The following is a 23,456-nucleotide window of genomic DNA, read 5'->3' as shown; positions in this document are numbered from 1 at the left end:
AAATGATTAATGGTGTTTTTTGCAGAAAATACTGCTATTGATTTTTAAAGATAAAACATTAAATATTATTTATCCTAATAATTGCGGCTAATTGAAATTTTATTGGATATTTATAATAATGCAGATTCTCTGGAAATATTTCAAGCAACAAAGATGGTGGGTGGTTCTGGCATTGGTATTGGCTGCCATAGCACAATTATTGAGTTTAATTGATCCCATAATTTTTGGGAAAATAATTGATGAATATGCAAACAATCCGAATAATCTAAGTCAGCAGGAATTAATTAATGGAGTACTTTATTGGCTAGGAATTGCGATTGCAATTGCTGTAGCAGCGAGAATCATGAAGGCTTTTCAGGAGTATTTTACTCGATTGGCAGTTCAGCGTTTTGGTATGCAAATCTTTAATGATGGGTTAAAGCAAACACTTCGGCTTTCTTTTCAAGAATATGAAGAACAACATAGTGGCGAAACTTTATCAATTCTTCAGAAGGCAAAAACAGATACAGAACGCTTTCTTAATTCTTTTATTAATATTTTATTTTCATCCATTGTAGGAATGGGGTTCTTGATCTGGTATTCGATTACAAAAAACTGGATGCTCGTTCCTGTGTTTGTGATCGGTATTTTATTGCTTGGCTCGTTAACTGGGCTATTAAGCAAAAAGATCAAAGTTTTTCAACGATCTATTAATAAAGAGACCAACAAGATGGCAGGAGTAATTACTGAATCTTTACGCAATATAGAATTGGTAAAAAGCCTTGGACTTACTTTCCCTGAAATTCGAAAACTAAATACCCAAACGCAAAAGATATATGATCTGGAGATGTTGAAAACAAAACGAGTGCGTACGCTTTCTTTTCTTCAAGGAACGACACTTAATTTGTTAAAGCAATCGGTATTATTTATCCTTCTTTGGCTAATATTTCGTGAAGTATTAAGTACAGGTGAACTAATCGCTATGCAATTCATTTCTACTTCTATTTTTGGACCACTACAAGATTTAGGAAATATAATCCTTAGCTATCGGGAAGTAGAAGCATCTATTACTAGTTTCGACCAGTTGATGCAAAAACCTATTGAACGAAGACCTGAGTCGCCAAAGGAAATAGGGTTGTTAAAAAGCCTGTCTTTTAAAGATGTTGTTTTTAGCCATCGAACAGCCAGTATGAATGCGATCGATGACATCTCTTTTAGGGTGAGCTCTGGTGAAACGATTGCATTTGTTGGTCCCTCAGGATCAGGTAAATCAACCTTAGTTAAATTATTAGTAGGTCTTTATAAGCCAGTATCGGGTTCAATTCTTTTTAATAGTATTCCTTCTACAGAAATACGATATAATGAATTGCGTAGACAGATTGGTTTTGTTACTCAGGATACGCAATTGTTTGCAGGAACAATTAAAGAGAATTTATTATTTGTAAAGGGAGACGCAAGCGACGATGAAGTAATCGAGGCATTGAATAAAGCATCGTGTGCCTATTTATTGAAAAGATCGGAAAAGGGTATTAATACTCTATTAGGAGAAAATGGGTTAAAGCTTTCTGGAGGAGAGAAGCAACGAATATCCATTGCTCGTGCTTTATTAAGGAACCCTAGGTTGCTTATCTTTGATGAAGCAACTTCTGCATTAGATTCACTCACCGAAGAGGATATTACAAATACCATTCGTGAGATATCAACAAGTAAAGAAAGAATTACGATTCTTATAGCTCATAGGCTTTCTACAATTATGCATGCAGATATGATTTATGTTTTAGAGAAAGGTAAGATCTCTGAAACGGGATCTCATGAAGAATTGCTTGCGCAAAAAGGGTTATATTATGCTATGTGGCGGCAACAGGTGGGAGAAAGAAAATAATATGGTCTACTTAGTCAGGAACATTTTGAAATAAATCATTTAATGCTTCTGTCATTGTCGGGTGAGTATAGATCGTATCTCGCATTGCAGTATAAGGTATCTCATGTTTGATGGCCAATTGAATAATGTTAATGATTTCATGAGCCTCTGCACAGAATAATGTACAGCCTAAGATTTTGTTGGTATCTGCATCTATAATAGCTTTTAGTATCCCTCTGATCTCCTTTAAAATGGCCGCTTTGGGAATTGCATTTGCAGGAAGCGTGGCGACTTTAATTCTATATCCTTGTTCAATAGCTTCTTTTTCGCGTAAACCTGCCTGCGCTAGTGGAGGGGTAATAAAAACACAGGACGGAAAATCTCCACGTTGTTTGATAGAGGTATACTTATGGTTTGTTAATTGGTTTTTGATAATTCGGAAATCGTCTAATGATATATAGGTAAATTGCGGCCCGCCATTAATATCGCCAATAGCCCATATATTAGGAATATTCGTTTTTAACTCTTCGTTTACTATAATATATCCTCTTTCATTGGTTTTGATGTCAGCAGCTTGTAAGTTCAGCCCTTCTGTATTTGGGTTTCTACCTGTAGCTAACAATACAGCATTGGCATTGATAGTCATATTATTACCTTCATGATTAAAATGGACCTTTACAGTATTGTCATTTATGTCTTCTATTTGTTGTAACTGTATTCCGTTTATAATATCAATTCCCTTGTCTGTAAGTACTTGATATATGGCTGCTCTTACATCGTCATCTTCTTTTGGTAAAAATTCATCAGCAACATCTAATATGGTTACTTTGCTGCCAAATTTTGTAAACATATCTGCAAACTCCAACCCAATAAAACCTCCACCAACAATTATTAGTTTCTCGGGTTTCTGTTGTTGTTCCATTATTGACGTACTCGTAAATATTTTCTTTGAATCAATACCTGCTATTTTAGGGAATCTCGGTTCAGCACCTGTATTGATAAAAATACGATCTGCTGTAATAAATATCTCCTCGCCCGATAGAAAAACTACTTTTATTTCATTACTGGACACGAAAGATGCTTTCCCTGTAATTACATCTGCAGTACCTTCTTGGTTTAGTTTATCGTAGTTTTTTTGACGAAGGCTAGAAGTGAGTTTATCTTTAATGGCTAATGCTTCATTATATGGAACACCCTTTTCAGCATTTACAATGAGTGATTTAGTAGGAATGCAAGCTATATTAATACAGGTGCCACCGTACATTTTATTTGATTGTTCAACAATAGCGACCGGTTCCTTTTGCGAAGCTAAAAAACTAGCTAGAGTTTTACCCCCTTTACCGAAACCTATAATTAGATTTTTATAATGTCTTTTGGTGCGATCCATGTCAATGTTTGCTTTACTTAAATTAGCCCTGATTTATATTAGAGCAGTATCTTTTGTTTAAACAGAGATCAAGATATACTGTTTTTTAGTTATGAATGAATTTCTCTTTATAACGAATAGGAGAAAGGCCAGTAGATTTTTTAAAGACATCCCGAAAGGATTTAGCATCTGAATAACCCGTTTCATACATTACCTCATTTACATTCTTGTAGCCTGTCTCTAATTGTTTTTTAGCGACTTCTATTTTTACTCGTTGAATGTATTCAATCATTGTATTACCAGTAGCTTTCTTAAATCGGCGCTCCAGAGTTCTTCTTCCAATTGCAAATTGATCGCAGAGCTGATCCACGTTAATTTTTTCCTGGTAGTTTTGTTCCATCCATTCTTGGGCCTCTAATACAATCTCATCGTTATGACTTTTTTGACCACTAAAAATAATAAAAGGAGATTGGCTGGTACGGTCAATTTCTATTTCAAAAATCTTAGAATGTAAGATAGCCATTTCTCTGCCAGCAAATTTTTCTATCAAATAAAGGTTTAGATTTAAGGAAGAGTAAGCTCCACCGCTTGTATAAATGCCATGCTCATCTGTAATTATCTTATCGTCCATTAAATTTATTTCAGGAAACATTGTTTTGAATTCAGCAGAAGCCATCCAATGAGTTGTACAGTTCTTTCCGTTTAATAAACCTGTGCTTGCTAGTAAAAACGCTCCAATACATAAACTTGCAACCTCAGTTCCTTCTTTATAACATTTAATGATCCAAGGTGCAAAACGCTTGTTTGCTTGTATGATTTCCCTGTAATTTCCATGAATTGCCGGAATGATTATTAAATCAGTCTTTTCTATTTGTTGTATTGTTTTTGTAGGAGAGATCGTAAAAATACTATTGCTGCTTTGACCTCCCATTTCGAGAGCTACCAGGTCTATCTCAAATAAAGTAGCTTTGCCTTGTTGTATAAGGAAGTCATTAGCCATTGTAAACATCTTATAAGTAGCTTCTAAATTACTTAGACTACAATTGCCTTGTGGAATTAACAAAGAGATATGTTTCATCATTAATAATTTTATCAATCTCTATTAAAGCCAGATATGTATTATGCATATCTTAAACGCGATCTATTGAAATAGCCTGTATAAGAGATTAATTATGCAACAATATATTAAAATTATTTTACAAATAAAGGGAGGTCTGAAGTATGATAATTCAATGGGGAAATGAATTATCAGCTACCTATAAGTTGTTTAGGAGTAACTCATAGATAGCTGAAATAGGAGATTTATCTGTAAGCAGGTGCTTTTCTGCGATTTTCTTGCTTAAAAGCTTTGAAAGGTTTTTTTGCTTGTGTATTCTTTTTCTTAGCTGAAACTACAATGGTATTTCCAAACGTAATTGCATAAGGGTGGTCTTCAACCAGAGGGATCTTTTGTGCAGTAAGTTTAATTATATCTTGCAAAAAAGGTCTTTCTTCATGATCACAAAATGATAAAGCATTTCCGCTCAATCCTGCTCTCCCTGTTCTGCCAATCCGGTGAACATATGTTTCGGCTTGATTAGGAAGATCAAAGTTTACAACATAACTAAGTTGATCGACATCAATTCCACGAGCAGCGATATCAGTAGCTACTAATACGCGGATTTTTCCTTCTTTAAAAAAGCTTAAGGCCTTTTGCCTTGCATTTTGTGACTTATTTCCATGAATTGCTGCAGAAGAAATAGAAGCACGACTTAAAACTTTTACTAGTTTATCTGCACCGTGTTTGGTTCTGGTAAATACCAAAACACTGGTCATCTTTTTATCTTTTAATAAATGGATCAGTAAAGAAGGCTTATCTTTTTTCTCAACCGGATAAACAGCTTGAGTTATTTTCTCAACAGTAGATGAGATTGGTGTTACCTCAACTCTAATAGGATTATTTAAAATGCCATTTGCTAATCCAGATATTTCTGAAGGCATGGTAGCAGAGAAAAACAGAGTTTGTTTCTTTTGAGGAATTTTAGCTGTTATTTTTTTTACATCATTAATAAATCCCATATCCAACATACGGTCGGCTTCGTCTAACACAAATATCTCTATATGCGCTAAGTTCAATGCCCGTTGGTTTAGCAAATCGAGCAACCTGCCCGGAGTAGCAATCAGAATGTCAACACCACTTCTTAAAGCGCTGATTTGACTGCCTACAGGTACACCACCAAAAACAACAGTATGTTTTAGTCCAGTATGTTTTCCATAAGAGGCAAAGCTTTCACCTATTTGAATAGCTAGTTCACGAGTGGGACTTAAAATCAAGGATTTCAGCGTTCTCGGGCTTGTACGGTTACCATGGAGCAATTGTAAAATAGGAAGAGCAAATGCTGCTGTTTTACCTGTACCGGTTTGCGCTATGGCTAATAAGTCTTTTTTTTCTAATACAACAGGGATAGATTGCTCTTGTATGGGAGTAGGATTTGTGTATCCTTCTGTCTTAATTGCCTTTAATAAAGGTTCAATAAGATTTAATTGTTCGAATGTCAAATTGTTTTTCTTAAGTGTCATTTCTCTTTTTAAGAGAGGCTCCTTAAAAAGAATCAGTAAACCTGCATGGTTAACTAAAATGATTAATTTTTTTGCAAAGGTACATAAATATATTAGGTTTGAATATGAAGACAGAAAAAGAAAAGATGCTTGCCGGAGAACTATATAACGCAAGTGATCCTCAACTTGCTGAAGAAAGGGTCAAAGCCAGATTACTTACAAAGAGGTTGAATGATAGCAGAAAAGATGAAGAAGAGCTACAAGCTGATATAATAAAAGAATTGATACCAAATGCCGGACCTGGTATATGGATAGAAGCACCCTTTTATTGTGATTATGGGTCTAATATCATCACCGGAGAAAAAGTATTCTTTAATTTTAATTGTGTGATACTTGATGTGATGAAAGTGACTATTGGAAGTAGAACCATGTTTGGTCCGAATGTTCAGATATATACTGCTACTCATCCACTTGATCCTGTAGAAAGATCTTCCGGTCTTGAGTTTGCAAAAGCTATTACAATAGGTGAAGATGTATGGGTAGGTGGAAGTGCTGTAATTTGTCCGGGTGTGACCATCGGAGATCGAACCATCATTGGGGCGGGCAGTGTGGTAACTAAGGATATTCCATCTGATGTAATTGCCGCAGGTAACCCTTGTAAAGTCATTCGGAGGTTGTAATAGATCTCAACATTTAGTATCTTGCAGAACAATTGCACGGGGTGCTTAATCAAAAAGATTAGGCTGAGATAAAACCCGATACCTGATTTGGATAATGCCAACGTAGGGATGCAGCTAAGATATTTCCATTTTAGGCTCCATTATCTTTTGGTATTAAAAGAATTTGGGGCTTTTGTTTTTTAACAAAATATGAAATGGAAATACAAAAGAAAGATTTCGGACTTATTCCTCAAAGTCATCAGAACTGGCAAAACAGGCCAGAGTGGTTTTTTAATCGTGAAAATACGGACACGTATGAGCAATGGTATGAAGGACGTTATAAACGTGCTGAAGTATGGCAAAAGAAGGTTATGGAACAGCTCGTTTCCAAAGATAGTCGAATAAAAACATTATTGGAATTTGGTTGCGGTACAACACGTTTCACCAGATGGTGGAAGGAGATAGGAATTGAAGCAACCGGTGGTGATATTTCGCCTTTAATGCTTTCACAGGCTATTCATTTATTTGAAGGTGATTTAGTGATGGCAGATTCCCATCATATGCCTTTTAAAGATCACACGTTTGATTCTTTGGCTTTTATAACCACTTTTGAGTATTACAAAGATCCTGTAAAAGTAATTCGAGAAGCTGCAAGAGTAGCAAAATATGGCATTGCTATGGGAATGATGAATCGTAATTCTCCAAAAGTGCTTCGCAGGCGTGTGCAACAAGTATTTGGTAAAAATCCATTTTACGTAACTGCAACTTTTTATACTCCTCAACGATTAAGCAATATTATACATGAGGCTTTGAAAGGAAGAGATTATTCGATTGAGTGGACATGTACTGGTTTGCCAAAATGGTTCCCAGTACAGCAGTGGAGCGTGCCTTATGGCGATTTCTTTGGATTGTATGTCAAGTTGAATGATGTAGACTATTAGAGATGAAAGAGCTTGGTAAAATTCAACACAATTTTTTTGAAGATACAATTCTTAAGAACTGTGGATATAATCGAAAAGAAGTTAGTTGTGGACCCGGTTTTGGCGTTGATGTAGCCGTTATTGATTTACCGAATGGATTAGCAATGGCTACGGCTAGTGATCCATTATCGTTAATTCCTTCCTTGGGTCTAGAAGAGTCTGCTTGGCTCTCTGTTTATTTAATGGCAAACGATATTGCAACTACGGGCCATTCTGCTATGTATGCTCAATTTGTATTAAATCTTCCAGCACATTTCTCTACAGCAGATTTTAAAACATACTGGAATTACATTCATATGTTTTGTAAAGAAATACAGATAGCTATTACAGGTGGGCATACGGGCTTTATTGAGGGACAGAATTCTACTATTGCTGGCGGTGGAACATTAACTACCATTGCACCTAAAAAGGATATACTTATTTCTAAGAATGCTAAGTCAGGTAATGTATTATTAGTAACTAAACAATGTGCTATTTCTTCATCAGCAATTTTAGCAATGAGCTTTCCTAAAACAGTAAAGAATAAACTAGGTAAAGAAATATATGATGATGGTTGCGGTTTATTTTACAAAACCTCATCAGTTAATGATGCTTTAGTGGCAGTTGGTTCAGATATTAATAATTCTGGAATAACAGCTATGCACGATGTTACAGAAGGAGGTGTTCTGGGAGCTATTTATGAATTGGCCATAGCATCCCAAAATGGAGCATGTATTTATAATGATTGCTTACCTATGGGTGAAGCTCAAAAGCAAATATGTGATTTGTTTTCAATTGATCCACGTTATTGTATTGGAGCAGGTTCAATGATTATTGCAGTAAAGAAGGGCTTCGAAAAGGATGTTATAAACCGACTTAAAAAGCAAAACATAGATTGTGCTATTGTCGGTGAATTAACAGAAAAGGAGAGGGGAATTAAATTAATAGAGGATAGTAAAGAAAGCGAATTGCTTTATTCAGGGAAAGATCCCTATTGGACTGCATTTTTTAATGCTTATAAGGAAGGATGGAAATAATTATGGAAAGAAATAAGATATCGGGTGGAGTATACTTGGTTATTGATCCTTCTATGAATAGAACAATGCTTTTGAAAAAACTTGAAGAAGCCTTATCTGCAGATATTTCAGTAGTCCAGATTTGGGATAATTGGCAAGGGATTATAAACAAAGATGAAGCCATTCGTGAGATATGTAATTTATGCCATCAATATCAAGTTCCTGTAATCATAAACAACGATTGGAAATTGTTAAACTCATTTCCACTTGATGGGGTTCATTTTGATGTAATTCCAGAAGACTATGATCAAATTAAGCAGAGCATAGAAAGGGATTTCTTAGCAGGCATTACTTGTAATAATGACCTGTCTGTTATTGAATGGGCAGATCGAAATCAATTGAGCTATATTTCTTTCTGTTCAATTTTCCCTTCTTTAACAAGTAGTAGTTGCGAGTTAGTTTCATTTAAGAATATACAAAGAGCGCGACAAATAACGTCATTACCCATATTCCTGGCAGGAGGAATTCAGTTAAATAATATGCAGGAACTACAAGAATTAAATTACGATGGAGTAGCCATCATTTCAGGAATAATGGGGGCTGAAAACCCAGCTCTAGTCGCAAAACAATATTTAACACTATTAAAAAATAAGAATAATGAAACCAGAAACTATCAATAAACTTTGTTGTCCTTTTGATAAAGCCGACTTATCACTGCAAGTTATTACTCAAGACCTTGAAAAAAATATATTAGAAGGAATGCTTAGTTGTAAACAGTGTAATCGGTATTATCCAATTATTAAAGGAGTTCCTATTATGAGTCCTGATGAGTATAGAGAATTTAATTTAGAGCAGCCAGTGATTGAAAGTTGGAATAACCAATTGCAAGGGAAAGAATTTAAGAATTTTCGCTTAATTGATTCTGAAAGCAAATAAGCTATTACAGCTTATGATGATCGTAAATACCTCAAAAGTGTTGAGGCATTGTCTAATGCATGACCATTGACATCATTATTGAAGAATGCCCAAATGCGATGCCCTTCTTTTTTCCATGAGAGGAATTTATCAGCATATTCTTGTAAAACTCGATCATTATAAGAGGAGGCATATAATGCTTTGGGGCCATGAAAGCGAACGTAAATGTTTTTTGCTGTTATAAACTCTTTATATGGAAATTGCTCTGATTGTGCGATTACAAATGCAATATTATACCTTTTCATTAGGTCTAATGATTCATCACTAAACCAGGATTTATCTCGTGTTTCTATTGCAAATTCATATTCAGGGTGTTTCCTCATTAATGTTTCGTAAAATATTTCCTCAGTTGCTGCATCAAACCTAACACTTGCAGGAAGTTGGATTAATATAGGACCCATTTTTTCTTTCATTGGTTTGAAAATATCAAAAAAACGTTCTAAGGGTTCTTCCGGATCATGCAACTTTTTCATATGGGTTAAATAGCGGCTTATTTTAGGGCAAAATAAAAAGTCGTCAGGAACTTGTTCAACCCACTTATGAACTGTGGAAGCTAGAGGTAAATGATAAAAACTGCTATTTATTTCAGTTACCTTGTAATGTTGAGCATAGAAAGAAAGATAATCGGTTGGCTTAAGTTTTTCCGGATAAAATTTTCCTTTCCAACCTTTATAACTCCAGCCCGATGTGCCTATATGTATATTATTCATTTTTGACCCTATAAGGAGCTTAACAAATTTCTATGACATCAGTTTTTGAGCACTAACGGCCAAACTTAAAATACGGCAATAGTTCATGTTCTTTTCTTAGTAACATATCGGAAATCATTTGCATTCCAATTGCTGAAAACGTAATTCCATTTCCACCAAAACCTAATACAAAATAACTATGTTTAAAACTCTTATGATCGCCTACATAAGGGAGACCGTCTTTTGTTTCTCCAAATGTACCGCACCAAGAAAAATCAATCGTAAAGTCATAGTCAGGAAGGTGTTTTGCTAAATATTTTTCAAGTCTTTTTGCTTTCTTATCAACCAGGTTGTTTCGTTTTTGCAGGTTACTATACCTTTCATCTTCGCCACCAATTAATAATCGGTTATCATCTGTAGTTCGCATATAGATATAAGGAGAGGCTGTATTCCAAAATAAAGTATCGTTTAATTGAGATTGATCATCTCCGTGTCTTTCACCAACCATGGCATAAGTGTTTAATAATTTTACGAAGTTTTCTTTGATGATAGCGGTTGTTTCATATCCTGTACAATAAATAATCTTTTCTGCTTCAATAAATACTCCTTCATTCACCTCTGCAATTATTCCTTCATCAAGATACTTTATCTTTTTTAGTTCAGTTTTATCGTATATTTTTAAGCCTTTTTGGTTGTTATATTTTAATACATCATGTGTAAATTGAAAAGCGTCCATACTTGCTCCTTGTGATGAAAGAATACCTCCAAATGTTTGATGGATGTTGTAATTCTCTAAAATATCATATGCTGAAAGCCATTTTACGTCTAAACAATTCTGCTTTCTGACTTCATATTCTTTCTTTAGCCACCGTGCTTCTTTTTTGGAATTAGCAAAATAAAGAGAATCCTTCTTTTTGAAACCACATTTTGATTGTATTTCTGCCACTATTCCTCTTATTGTGTCAATAGATTGATAACAAGCCTTGTAGCTCTTTACAGCTCCTTCTTTACCAATCATTTCAATTAATTTATATAGCGGTACATCAATTTCATATTGTAACATCGATGTTGTGGCAGAGGTACTTCCATGCGCAATTTCTCGTTTATCTATTAAAATAGTATTGTAACCATCAGTTATGCATTGGTGAGCTATTAAACTCCCGGTTATTCCTCCACCAACAATAAGGATATCGGTTTTTAGGTTTTCTTTGAGGGAGGGATACGACTCAATAATTCCATTTTTTATTAGCCAGAAGGGTTCGTAAGATGTTAGTTTCATAGTTCAAATGAATATATATTAATAGAGCACTATAACCGAACATAGACTGTTCGAATATGAACACTTTTAAAAGCCGCTATGTTTGTAAGTTTCTGTTTATCTTGATATTATATATATGGCACAAGCTTGTCTATAGATAGAAGAGCAGATGATTATATCTGATAATTTACTATGGATAGAGTACTAATTAAAAAGAAGTGGAACAATAAGCGCATCGCAACCGTTGGAGGTGTTGTTGCCTTGTTACTATTGATAACAGCAAGTTATTATTTTACATCGGGAAATTCAAAACTGAATGTCGATAGAGAAAGAATCTCTATTGCGGAAGTGAAAAATGATTCTTTCAGAGAATACATACCCGTTAACGGGATGATAATGCCTATCAGTACTATCTATTTAGATGCCTCAGTGGGTGGTCGTGTAGAAGAAAAGTTTGTAGAGGATGGCGCCATAATGAAAAAGGGAGACGCCATCATGCGTTTATCGAATACCGATCAGGAATTAAGTTTGGTTAATCAGGAGACTCAAGTATTAAATCTCCTTACTCAAATGGAGATTGCCAAAACCAATGCTCAACAAAATACGGTCATACATTTAAATCAAATGGCAGATGTAGAGAATGCATACAGAGAGGCGAAACGGATATATGATATGAATAAGGTCCTCTATGAAAAAAAGGTGATTAGTTCTCAGGAATATCAAAAGACACTGAACGATTATAATTATCAAAAGCAAAGAAAGGAACTTGCTCAACAAATTTTAAAGCAGGATTCTATTTCTACTAAACAATCCTTAGATCAAAGTGAACAAACCTATAATCGTACTAGAAGTGCGCTTGAACTTATGCGTAGAAAAGTAGGAGATTTAATTGTTCGAGCACCTGTTGATGGACAGTTAACTTCTTTTGATGCTGAAATTGGACAAAGTAAAAGTTCTGGTGAACGATTAGGGCAGATCGATGTATTGAGTGGTTTTAAAGTTCGTGCAGATATTGATGAACATTATATTTCGAGAATATACTCTGATCTGGAAGGTGAATTTACACTATCCGAAAAAACTTATAAATTACGTATAAAGAAAGTTTATACTCAAGTAACTAATGGCCGTTTTCAGGTTGATATGGAGTTTGTTGATGAGATTCCTAAAGGTATACGACGTGGACAAACTTTGCAAATACGTTTAGCTTTAAGTGATGAAACAAAGGCTTTAGTTGTTCCAAAAGGAGGTTTTTATCAACAAACAGGAGGTAACTGGATATTCAAACTGGATAAAGATGGTAAAACAGCTTATCGGGTTGACATTCAATTAGGAAGACAAAATCCTGATTATTACGAGGTATTACAAGGATTAAATCCAGGTGATAAAGTAATTACATCAAGTTATGAAAGTTATGAGAAAGTTCAGGAGCTTGTAATTAAATAACAGATTAAATATTAAGAATAAATTTTGAAACCATAGAAACAGTAGCTAGATATTAACATGATAAAAATAACTGATCTTCAAAAACTATACCGCACAGAAGAAGTAGAAACTGTAGCCTTAAATAACCTATCAATGGAAGTTAAAAAAGGTGAGTTTATAGCTGTGATGGGACCATCTGGTTGTGGTAAATCAACCTTATTGAATATTGTAGGCTTATTAGATGATCTAGATGGTGGAAGCTATCTCTTTAATGATATTGAAGTAGCCCAATTTAATGAGCGTAAACGATCTGACCTGCGTAAACATAATATTGGGTTTGTTTTCCAAAGCTTTAACCTTATTGATGAGCTTACCATATTTGAGAATGTAGAACTTCCATTAATCTATACTAAAGTTCCTGCTGCCGAACGTAAAAAGAGGGTAGAAGAGGTTCTTGAAAAAGTACAGATCATGCATCGTCGTAACCATTTCCCACAACAGCTATCTGGTGGACAACAACAGCGTGTTGCAGTTGCTCGTGCAGTGGTGAATAATCCTAAATTAATTCTTGCGGATGAGCCTACAGGTAACCTTGATTCAAATAATGGAAGTGCAGTTATGGAATTACTCACAGAGCTGAATGAACAAGGTACCACAGTTGTAATGGTAACTCACAGTGAGCATGATGCTAGATATAGCGATCGGATAATTAGAATGCTAGATGGGCAAATAGTAATGGAAGTTGTAGGGTAGATCAATCTCTTAAATTAAAGTAAATCAATATGATACGGAACTATTTTAAAACAGCTTGGCGAAGTTTATGGAAGAATAAGTTCTATACTTTGATCAATATTAGTGGCCTAGCAGTAGGTTTGGCAACAGGTATCATGTTGTTATTATGGGTACAGCATGAGTTAAGCTACGATAAGTTCAATAAAGACTATCAGGATATTTATCAACTCAGTACTCATTTTCAAACAAATGGTGATGATATTACTTGGGAAGGAGTGCCAGGTCCTTTAAATGTATTTGCACAATCTATTCCTGAAGTTCAGTCATCTGTAAGGGTACTAAGCGAATTCGATCAAGTTCTTTCCGACAAAGAAAAGAAGAAGATGTTGGATGGTAATATAGTTGCATTTGTAGACAGTGGTTTCCTTTCTATGTTTGATTTTCCCTTGGTACAAGGAAACAAAGCTACTGTCTTTCCTAATAATAACTCTGTTGTTATTACCCAATCTACTGCTCAAAAACTTTTTGGTGATTCAGATGCAATAGGTGAAACTATCATATTTTTTGAAAATAATTTTACGGTGACGGGGATGTTACAAGATTTCCCTGAAAATTCCTCGATGCACTATGATGCATTATTTCCAATGGGTATTTATGCCCAACAATTTACTATAAATGGTGGAAATGGAGATTGGAAAACCATTGATGAAGATTTGGGGAATTTCAGGTATGATACATTTGTAAAACTGAAACCTAATGCAAGTTCCGAAAAAATAGGAGAGGCGTTTTCGGCAGCTTATAAAAAAGCTCGAAATGGTGATAGTGACGTTGCTTTTCGATTGCAGAATTTGGCTGATATTCACTTGACAAGTGCAGATGGGAATAATTCTGCACTTAGAATGGTGCAGATATTTATGTTGGTTGTGATCCTGTTGCTTGCCATTGCCAGTATTAATTATGTAAACCTTTCTACTGCACGAGCCTTATTGAGAGCAAAAGAAACCAGCGTTCGGAAAATTATAGGTGCAAACAAATGGCAATTATTCTTTCAGTTTATGACAGAAACTGTCGTTCTGTTCTTCCTGGCAACGTTAATAGCAATTGCTTTAATCTTTTTGCTAATGCCTCTCTATAATACACTTTCGGGTAAAGTGCTCTTTTTTAGTTTATCAGATGTTACTGTATGGAAAGCAATAACTATAGCCGTTTTAGGTACACTGCTTGCTTCAAGTATTTATCCTGCTCTGTTATTATCCTCTTTTAAGCCAATTGAGTCTTTGAAAGGCAAATTTACTTCAGGTTTGGGAACTGCTTCATTTCGGAAAGCACTAGTTATTTTCCAATTTTCAGTATCTATTATTTTACTGGTTTGTACTATAATTATGAGTAACCAGATGAGCTTTTTAAAGAAAAAGGATCTGGGTTATGATAAAAGTTATGTTTTTACGGTCCCATTACCACAACAAGTAGTAGATCATTTGGATGCTATAAAAGCCGAATTGAATAATCAACCCGGTATTTTAAATATTGCTACTTCTGATGCTTATAATTTTTCTAACCTTGAAGGTTCAACAGGTGACATTGATTGGGAAGCTAAGCCGGCAAATAGCAATATGATAATTACACAGCTTGTAATAGATAAAGATTTCATTTCCACTATGAAGATTCCATTTTTAGAAGGAAAAGATTTCACCGGTACACCAATCGATAGTTCCCATTTTATTTTAAATGAAACTGCAGTTAAGCAGATGGGGTTAAAACAACCTTATGTAGGACAGCAGATTTCTTTCCATAGTAGAAAAGGGACGATTATAGGTGTAGTAAAGGACTTTAATTTTAAGTCTTTAAAAGAAAAGATATCTCCTATAATTTTCTTTACCTGGTGGAAAGGAAATATATTATATATCCGTACTACTGCTGAGAATGCACAGCAAGCTATTGCTGTTGTAGAAAAACAGTATAAGAAATATGCAGATAATAGTCCTTTCTCTTATAATTTTATTGATAAACAATTCGAAGCGCAATATCAATCAGATCAACGTGCGGGAACACTTTTTCGTGTATTCGCAGGTATTGCCATTTTTATTTCCTGTTTAGGGCTCTTTGGTCTGACTACTTATACCATGCAAGTAAGAATCAAAGAGATAGGAATACGTAAAGTGTTAGGGGCAAGCATTTCTAGTATTGTTCAACTGTTATCTAAAGATTTTTTAAAGTTAGTTTTTATAGCTTTTGTAATAGCCATACCAATTGCCTGGTGGGCAACAAGTAAATGGTTACAGGGATTTGCTTATCGTATAGATATTTCATGGTGGATATTTGTTGTGGCTGGTATTTTAGCTTTATCAATAGCATTGGTAACCATTAGTTTTCAAGCAGTCAAAGCAGCAATTGCTAATCCTGTCGATAGTTTAAGAGACGAATAATTTACAATCTGTAAAACACAAGATATGTTAAGAAATTACATCAAAACAACGCTTCGTCATCTTTGGCGCCAAAGATTATTCACAATCTTGAACGTATTAGGGCTTGCAATTGGTATCAGTGCTAGCTGGATCATATATCGCATGGTCGATTATGAATTTAGTTTTGACAAAGGGCAACCAGATTCTGAGCAGATCTTTCAAATTGTAAGCAGGGCTTCGAGTTCTGATGGAACAGAGGGTGGTTTTGCAGGAGTCTCCAAAGGGCTATTATCTCCCTTATTGAATGATATAAGTGGGTTGAAAGCAGTTGTTCCGATGTATTATAGATACAGTGAAACTGTCACGATAAATAAAGACCAGGAAAAGCCACTAAGTTTTGACAATCCGGAGAAACAAGTAGGTACTTTATCGTCCTATTTTGAGATGATTCCATATAAATGGTTAGCAGGGAATTCAAAAACGGCATTGGATGCACCAAACAAAGTTGTCCTTACTCAGAAACGTGCGCAAAGGTATTTTCCTGATACGCCTGTGCAAAGTGCATTAGGTAAGACAATTATATACAATGATACATTATCGGTAGTCGTTTCAGGGATAGTTGCTGATTTGGAATATCCTAGTAGTTTTGATGCGCAGGAATTCTTTGCTATATCATCCCAAGATTTAATAAGCGATGATTGGGATGAAAAGAATTCAGATAACTTATTGTATATAAAATTGGCGAACGGTGGAACTCCAAATGCTGTTCTTCAACAGCTTAATACTATAAATGAATCATATAATAAGAAGAATTTTGAGAAATATAATTATAGAACCTGGTATGACGCTCTTTCTTTAGTCGATAAACACTTTGCTGTTGAGTATGGTTCAAATACTCGTACAGCTAACAAAAAAGTATTATACGGACTTATTGGTATCGCTGTTTTTTTGATAGCATTAGCCTGTATAAATTACATTAATCTAAGCACTGCACAAATACCTCAAAGAGCCAAAGAAATAGGAATTAGAAAAACTTTAGGCAGTACACCAGCTATGTTAATCAATCGTTTTTTGGGTGAAACATTGACAATCACTTTATTGGCTATACTCTTATCCTTTTTATTTTCCTTTTTTGCCTTCCGGCTATTCAGTGATTTTATTCCGGAAGGTATGCAAGACTTTGTCAATTATAAAGGAATGATAGTCTTTGGCGTCTTACTTATTTCAATAGTTACTATCCTTTCTGGTATTTATCCTGCATGGCTCATTACTCGTGTACAAACCGTGAATGTACTTAAGGGACAGGTTGAAAAGACAAACGGTGGGATAAGATTTAATTTACGTAAGTGCCTCATCGTATTTCAATTTGTTGTAGCACAAGTTTTTATTATTAGTGCTGTCATTATCGGACAGCAACTACGGTATTCTTTAAATAAAGACTTTGGCTTTAATCATGAAGCTGTACTCACTATTGATGTTCCATTTAAAATACATATTAATGAGGAATTTAAAGGTAGGTTATCTGTCTTGAAACAGGAATTGGAGAAACACCCGGAAATTACAGCAATTGCACTTGGCGAACTTCCAATGAGCGATAATATGATGGCTACTATTCTTACTTATCAGAGCGATACTGGAAGAATTCAACAACAGGTCATGTTTAAAAACATAGATACAGATTATATTGACTTGTATAATATTCCCCTTCTCGCCGGACGTAATTTGCAGAAATCTGATACAACGCGTGAATACATTATCAACGAGGTGGCATTGAAGGCATTTGGATTTCCAACACCTGAATCTGCTATTGGTAAACAGCTAACCAACTATAATGATAAAAATTTACCGATTACCGGGGTGGTCCGAGACTTTCATGAATTCAGTTTAAAAAGTGGTATAGAGCCTGCAGCCTTTATTTCAGAGAAGAATAACTTCAGAACTCTAAATATTAAACTACCTTCTTCACAACCAGATCAATGGGGAAAAGCGATACAAGTAATTGAAACAGAATGGAAAAAAATATATCCGGGAGTGCCATTTGAATACAAGTTTTACGATGAAACTATTGCTTCACTATATCAACAAGAACAAAATACATCAAAACTCGTTGGAGCGGCTACTGGGGTTACCATTTTTATTAGCTGTCTTGGTTTATTCGGACTTGCAACACTCACTGCTTTTCAACGAACCAAAGAAATAGGTATTCGTAAAGTATTAGGTGCTACAGTAACAGGAATCGTGAAAATTCTATCTAAAGACTTTGTAAAATTGGTACTCATTGCCATTGTTATAGCTTCACCAATCGCTTGGTGGGCGATGAATCAATGGTTGCAAGACTTTGCCTATCGTGTACAAATCCAATGGTGGATGTTCGTGATGGCAGGAATAATAGCCGTATTTATTGCTTTGCTCACAGTTAGTTCTCAAGCGCTAAAAGCTGCAATAGCCAACCCTGTAGATAGTTTAAGAGATGAATAGGATTTTTGATAAGTAAAAACAAGAGATAAGATTATGATATCCTACTATATTAAAATAGCCTGGCGAAGTCTGTTAAAGCAAAGGATGTACTCTGCTATTAAAATTGGTGGCTTTGCTTTTAGCATAGCGGCTTGTATTTTAATCTCCTTATTCATTCATAATGAACTAAGTTATGATAGATCGTATCCTAAGGAGAATCAGATATACAGAATTATAGGTGTATTTAAAAATGATGGGAATCCATATAAAGGTACCGCATTACCCGCTCCCTTAACAAAAGTAATCAAGGAAGATTTTCCTGAAATAGAACTAGCTGGGCGGCTATTACCTAATTCATTGTTTGGTGCAGGTAGTAATCAAGTAATGACAGCAGATAATAATAAAAGCACATATGAAGAAGGATTCACTTTTGCCGATCAAGGGCTTTTAGATATATTACAGATACCAATGGTGTATGGTGAAAGAGCACATGCTCTGGATGAACCCAATACAATTGTTATCTCTGAAAGTAAAGCACAGAAATATTTCCCTAATCAGGACCCAATAGGTGAGGTGATTTATTTGAATAATGATAAAAGTAAGCCCTATACTATCAAAGGAGTAATGGTTGATTTACCAGCTACTTCTCATTTATATTCTTATGATTTTCTGTTAACGATGACCGGAGTTGAGTTTTATCCTGGTGAGCAAACAAATTGGGGAGCAAGTAATTATGTTGGCTACATACAAGTTAAAGAAGGAACGGATATTAAACAGTTTGAAAAGAAACTTACCGCAGGATTGTTAACAAATCATGTTATTCCAGAAATGAAGAAAGCTGGAAATAAAGACGCAGATGAATTAATCAATTCCACTAGCCTGCAATTACAACCAGTACATGATATTCATCTGAAATCTTTTGATATTGATGATTATAAAACAGTGCCAAGAGGAGATATTCGTTTTGTATGGCTTTTTGGGGGTATTGCTATTTTTATACTCCTCATAGCATGCATTAATTTTATTAATTTATCTACTGCAAAATCGGCAAATCGAGCAAAGGAAGTTGGTATGAGGAAAGTAGCAGGGTCCTACCGTAGCGGACTTATTTCTCAATTCCTGACAGAATCTATGCTATATAGTTTTCTTTCCTTTTTATTGGGTTTAATAATTGCTTGGTTAATGTTGCCACTTTTTAATGAATTGACAGGTAAATCGTTGGCTTTCCCTTGGACAGATTGGTGGCTTATCCCAGCTATTATTTGTTCAACTATAATTATCGGATTGTTTGCTGGTCTTTATCCTGCTTTTTATTTATCTGCTTTTAAGCCCATTAGCGTATTAAAGGGTAAGTTAAGTAAAGGAACAAAAGACCCGTTTCTCAGGAGTGGTTTAGTTGTATTTCAATTTACAACTTCTATAATTCTTATCATCGGTACCTTTATCGTTTATAGTCAGATGCAGTTCATTCTGAATGAAAAAATAGGCTATAACAAAGAACAAGTATTGCTTATTCAAGGTACGAACACTTTAGATGGACAAGTTAAAACCTTTAAGAACGAGTTACTCAAAATCCCACAAGTAAAGAGTGTTTCAGTTGGTGATTATTTGCCGATACGAGCTAATGGAGTAAAAAGAAATGGCAATGGATTTTCAAATGTTGAAGATGTGTCAAACGGAAATTCAGTATCAGCCCAAAGATGGGAAATCGATGAAGACTATATTCAAACAATGGGAATTGAGTTGCTTCAAGGTCGTAATTTTTCAGCGCAAATGACTACTGACTCTCAGTCAGTTATTATTAACGAAGCTTTGGTAAAATCGCTTGGTTTAAAAGAGCCTATTGGAGCGCGTATTACCAATGGCGATATTTATACAGTGATAGGTGTAGTGCAAGACTTTAATTTTGAATCTTTAAAAGATGATATCGGTGGTCTTTGCATGGTTTTAGGTAATAGCCCTTCCATCATCTCGGTCAAATTAGATGCAGCAAATATGTCTGAAGCTATGCAGTCGGTCTCTTCATTATGGAAAACCTTTTCTCCAAATCAAACCATTCGATTTACTTTCTTGGATCAAGTATATGCTAATATGTACGATGATGTGCAACGGATGGGTTATGTTTTTACCTGTTTTGCTGTATTAGCAGTTATAATAGCATGTCTTGGTTTGTTTGGCCTGGCAGCTTTTTCTACTGAACAACGTGTTAAAGAAATCGGTATTAGAAAAGTGCTAGGAGCCAGTGTAAATAGTGTGATTCAGTTGCTATCTAAAGATTTTATAAAGCTTGTCCTAATTGCCATTTTAATTGCTACTCCCATCGCTTGGTGGGCTATGAATAAATGGCTGCAAGATTTTGCCTATCATATTGAAGTTCAATGGTGGATGTTTGTATTTGCAGGATTATTAGCAATTGCGATTGCATTGGTAACAGTGAGTTTCCAAGCAATAAAAGCTGCAATAGCCAACCCTGTAGATAGTTTAAGAGATGAATAATTAAATCACGACAATGATTAAAAACTATTTTAAAATTGCCTTGCGCAACTTTTGGAACAACAAAGTTCTCTCGCTTATTAATATATTAGGATTGTCAATTGGCATCAGCGCAGCATTAGTAATTTTTTTAATCGTTAATTACGAGTTTAGTTTTGATAGATTTCAAAAGGATGCAGATAGAATTTATCGTGTAGTTCTTGACGTAAAGTACAATGGTGGTACCGAGGGGCATTCTGCAGCTGTGCCCTCACCGCTTAGTACTGCAATTCAAAATGAAGTTACAGGTATTGATGCAACAGTACCTGTAATGCAATTTCAGGGTGATGCTACAGTGAAGGTATCCGTTCTTGGTAACTCTGAAAATCCTGTTATTTATAAGAAGCAATCGGATATTGTGTTTACCAATCAACAGTATCTTCAATTATTGTCTTATCAATGGGTTGCCAATTCGAAACAGGTATCACTTGAAGACCCTTTTACTGTAGTACTTACTGAAAGCAGGGCAAAACTTTATTTCCCTGGCGTTGCTGCAACAAATATCATTGGTAAACAACTTACTTATAATGATATCAATGTAACTGTTTCGGGTATTGTAAAAGATTTGAATGAACAAACTGCCTTTACAGCACTTGAGTTTATTTCCTTTCCAACTATTTCAAAAACTAACCTTCAATATCAGTTTATGATGGACGTATGGAATGATTGGATGTCGTATTCTCAATTATACATCAAAATATCAAAAGGTAATACAGCTGAAAGAGTAGAGATGCAGTTAAAAGATATTTTGAATAAATATGATAAAGAGGCTAATAATGCTGATAGATCTATGGCCTATCACCTGCAGCCTTTGAATGATTTGCACTTCAACAACAAATATCAAGGTGGTGGAAACAGAATTGTGCATAAGCCAACACTATACGGTTTGCTTTCTATTGCAGCTTTCTTGTTGTTATTGGGTTGTATCAATTTTATTAATCTCACCACGGCGCAGGCTTCACAAAGGGCAAAAGAAATAGGTGTCAGGAAAACAATGGGGAGTTCAAAAAAGCAATTGGTATTACAGTTCTTAAGTGAAACCTTCTTCATTACATTAATAGCAACCATAGTCTCAGTTGCTCTAACTCCATTGTTGCTTAAGATGTTTGAGGATTTCATTCCTTCTGGATTGCATTTTGATCTTTTGAATCAACCTTCGTTTGTATTATTTTTGTTGTTGCTTATAATATCAATAAGCTTCCTTTCAGGTATATACCCTGCATTTATATTATCTAATTTCAAGCCTGTTCTGGTTTTGAAAAATCAAATCTCCGCAGGTTCTGTTCAAACACGTAATGCTTGGATAAGAAAAACACTTACTGTCTCCCAGTTTGTTATAGCTCAGTTTTTTGTTATTACTACATTAATGATAAGTAAACAGATCAATTTCTCGCTTCAGGCAGATATGGGTTTTAACAAAGAAGCAATTATCAATTTTAATCAGCCACGAGATAGCATTACTACACATGGGAAGTTGCTATTGAATGAAATTAAATCTTTGCCTGGTGTGGCCAATGCAAGTACAGGATTTCTTGCTCCGGCAGATAAAGGAATGTCTTTTACCAATTTATCGTTTATTGATGGTAAGGAAGAGATAACACCCAATGTAAATGTACAATTACGCTGGGGCGATCCAGATTATATAGATGTTTACAAGATTAAAATTCTGGCTGGTAGAAATGTAGAAAGAAGCGATACTATAAAAGAATTTCTTATTAATGAAAGCTATGCTCATGAATTAGGATTTCAACATCCAGAAGAGGCTCTTAATAAGTTTCTGAAATGGAATGGGAGCAATATGCCCATCGTAGGTATAATGAAAGATTTTCATTTCCAGTCTTTGCGCGCATCTATAGGGCCTGTTGTTTTCGGTGGTAGTAATGGTCAAACTTTTCATATCCAATTAAAAGCGAATAATGTTGATGGAACCTTATGGAGAAATACCATTGCTGAAATACAGAAAATATATAAAGGAATGTATCCCGATGAGGATTTTAATTATACATTCTTGGATGATACAATAGCTAATTTTTATGAAAGCGAGCAACATACCGCAAATCTTTTAAGATGGTCAACAGTATTCGCTATTATTATCAGCTGTTTAGGCTTGTTGGGACTAGTAATTTATACAACAAACTTGCGAGGTAAAGAGATCGGTATAAGAAAAGTATTAGGTGCTTCAGTTGCACAAATCGTTTCTATTTTATCGAAAGATTTTATGCAACTTGTGTTGATCGCATTTGTCATCGCAGCGCCTATTGCCTGGTGGGTTTCCTATAAATGGCTTGAAGACTTTGCTTATAGAACTCCTATGAGCTGGTGGATATTTTTATTGAGCGGCCTTGTGATGATGTTCTTTGCTCTTATAACCCTAAGTATGCAAACTGTAAAAGCTGCACGAGCCAACCCCGTAGATAGTTTAAGAGACGAATAATTAAATGAAAGTAATGAATAGAACCTATTTTAAAATTGCATTTTCCATATTATGTTTGCTTTTTTCTTTTTCGAGCCAAGCACAACAGGTTCTGACTGTTCAGGAAGCATTGAACCAGGCGTTGAACAACAACCTGCAGGTAAAACAAGCCTTGTTGCAGGCTGCTTTAAGTGA

At 35.1% G+C, this 23,456-nt stretch carries 17 protein-coding genes and 1 riboswitch; of the genes, 12 read left to right on the top strand and 5 right to left on the bottom strand.

Going from position 1 to position 23,456, the window contains the following annotated elements:
- The first annotated feature begins 118 nt into the window (after positions 1–118).
- Complete coding sequence (locus C8N28_RS11460) at positions 119–1,861, top strand: ABC transporter ATP-binding protein (RefSeq protein ID WP_132225048.1); 1,743 nt, start codon at positions 119–121, stop codon at positions 1,859–1,861.
- 10 nt (positions 1,862–1,871) lie between these two features.
- Here the strand turns inward: C8N28_RS11460 and C8N28_RS11455 are convergent, their stop codons facing one another.
- The 3 genes from C8N28_RS11455 to C8N28_RS11445 form a co-directional block, all read right to left on the bottom strand.
- On the bottom strand, positions 1,872–3,227 hold the full coding sequence (locus C8N28_RS11455; protein ID WP_132225046.1) for an FAD-dependent oxidoreductase: 1,356 nt from the start codon (positions 3,225–3,227) through the stop codon (positions 1,872–1,874).
- Between the two features lie 85 nt (positions 3,228–3,312).
- Complete coding sequence (locus tag C8N28_RS11450; RefSeq protein WP_317127338.1) at positions 3,313–4,287, bottom strand: GlxA family transcriptional regulator; 975 nt, start codon at positions 4,285–4,287, stop codon at positions 3,313–3,315.
- Between the two features lie 221 nt (positions 4,288–4,508).
- Complete coding sequence (locus C8N28_RS11445) at positions 4,509–5,744, bottom strand: DEAD/DEAH box helicase (RefSeq protein WP_132225792.1); 1,236 nt, start codon at positions 5,742–5,744, stop codon at positions 4,509–4,511.
- A 125-nt stretch (positions 5,745–5,869) separates the two neighbouring features.
- Between C8N28_RS11445 and C8N28_RS11440 the strand changes: the two genes are divergently transcribed.
- From C8N28_RS11440 to C8N28_RS11420, 5 genes are all read left to right on the top strand, one after another.
- Positions 5,870–6,424, top strand: a complete 555-nt coding sequence (locus tag C8N28_RS11440) for a sugar O-acetyltransferase (protein WP_132225044.1) — start codon at positions 5,870–5,872, stop codon at positions 6,422–6,424.
- Between the two features lie 27 nt (positions 6,425–6,451).
- Positions 6,452–6,550, top strand: a riboswitch (TPP riboswitch).
- Positions 6,551–6,618: 68 nt separating this feature from the next.
- Positions 6,619–7,344, top strand: a complete 726-nt coding sequence (locus C8N28_RS11435; protein WP_132225042.1) for a class I SAM-dependent methyltransferase — start codon at positions 6,619–6,621, stop codon at positions 7,342–7,344.
- A 2-nt stretch (positions 7,345–7,346) separates the two neighbouring features.
- Positions 7,347–8,399 carry an AIR synthase-related protein gene (locus C8N28_RS11430; protein ID WP_132225040.1) on the top strand — a complete coding sequence of 351 codons (1,053 nt, stop codon included), beginning with the start codon at positions 7,347–7,349 and terminating at the stop codon, positions 8,397–8,399.
- 2 nt (positions 8,400–8,401) lie between these two features.
- Positions 8,402–9,058, top strand: coding sequence for a thiamine phosphate synthase (locus tag C8N28_RS11425; protein ID WP_132225038.1), 657 nt, complete (start codon positions 8,402–8,404; stop codon positions 9,056–9,058).
- On the top strand, positions 9,036–9,314 hold the full coding sequence (locus C8N28_RS11420; protein ID WP_132225036.1) for a Trm112 family protein: 279 nt from the start codon (positions 9,036–9,038) through the stop codon (positions 9,312–9,314). The genes C8N28_RS11425 and C8N28_RS11420 overlap by 23 nt, the downstream gene beginning before the upstream one ends.
- A gap of 11 nt (positions 9,315–9,325) precedes the next feature.
- On the opposite strand, the gene C8N28_RS11415 is transcribed toward C8N28_RS11420, so the two are convergent.
- Complete coding sequence (locus C8N28_RS11415) at positions 9,326–10,063, bottom strand: DUF72 domain-containing protein (protein WP_132225034.1); 738 nt, start codon at positions 10,061–10,063, stop codon at positions 9,326–9,328.
- Positions 10,064–10,115: 52 nt separating this feature from the next.
- Entirely contained in the window at positions 10,116–11,321 is a 1,206-nt protein-coding gene (locus C8N28_RS11410; protein ID WP_132225032.1) for an NAD(P)/FAD-dependent oxidoreductase, read from the bottom strand.
- A gap of 171 nt (positions 11,322–11,492) precedes the next feature.
- Here C8N28_RS11410 and C8N28_RS11405 point away from each other — a divergent pair, with 171 nt between their 5' ends.
- From C8N28_RS11405 to C8N28_RS11380, 6 genes are read left to right on the top strand one after another with little or no spacing between them, the layout of a single operon-like run.
- Positions 11,493–12,743, top strand: a complete 1,251-nt coding sequence (locus C8N28_RS11405; RefSeq protein WP_132225030.1) for an efflux RND transporter periplasmic adaptor subunit — start codon at positions 11,493–11,495, stop codon at positions 12,741–12,743.
- A 57-nt stretch (positions 12,744–12,800) separates the two neighbouring features.
- Complete coding sequence (locus C8N28_RS11400) at positions 12,801–13,475, top strand: ABC transporter ATP-binding protein (RefSeq protein WP_132225029.1); 675 nt, start codon at positions 12,801–12,803, stop codon at positions 13,473–13,475.
- A 29-nt stretch (positions 13,476–13,504) separates the two neighbouring features.
- A complete protein-coding gene (locus C8N28_RS11395; RefSeq protein WP_132225027.1) occupies positions 13,505–15,880 on the top strand; it encodes an ABC transporter permease in 2,376 nt (791 codons plus the stop codon).
- Positions 15,881–15,904: 24 nt separating this feature from the next.
- The gene (locus C8N28_RS11390) at positions 15,905–18,337 is read left to right on the top strand and encodes an ABC transporter permease (protein ID WP_132225025.1); all 2,433 of its coding nucleotides are present in this window, start codon (positions 15,905–15,907) and stop codon (positions 18,335–18,337) included.
- A gap of 33 nt (positions 18,338–18,370) precedes the next feature.
- Entirely contained in the window at positions 18,371–20,812 is a 2,442-nt protein-coding gene (locus C8N28_RS11385) for an ABC transporter permease (protein ID WP_132225023.1), read from the top strand.
- Positions 20,813–20,825: 13 nt separating this feature from the next.
- Positions 20,826–23,282 (top strand): ABC transporter permease, encoded by a 2,457-nt coding sequence (locus tag C8N28_RS11380; RefSeq protein WP_132225021.1) that lies wholly within the window; start codon positions 20,826–20,828, stop codon positions 23,280–23,282.
- Positions 23,283–23,456: the final 174 nt, after the last annotated feature.

The organism is Albibacterium bauzanense (genome assembly GCF_004339765.1).
Taxonomy (GTDB): domain Bacteria; phylum Bacteroidota; class Bacteroidia; order Sphingobacteriales; family Sphingobacteriaceae; genus Albibacterium; species Albibacterium bauzanense.
Note: the sequence above shows the minus strand (reverse complement) of the source record. Positions and strands in the feature narration are given on the sequence as shown.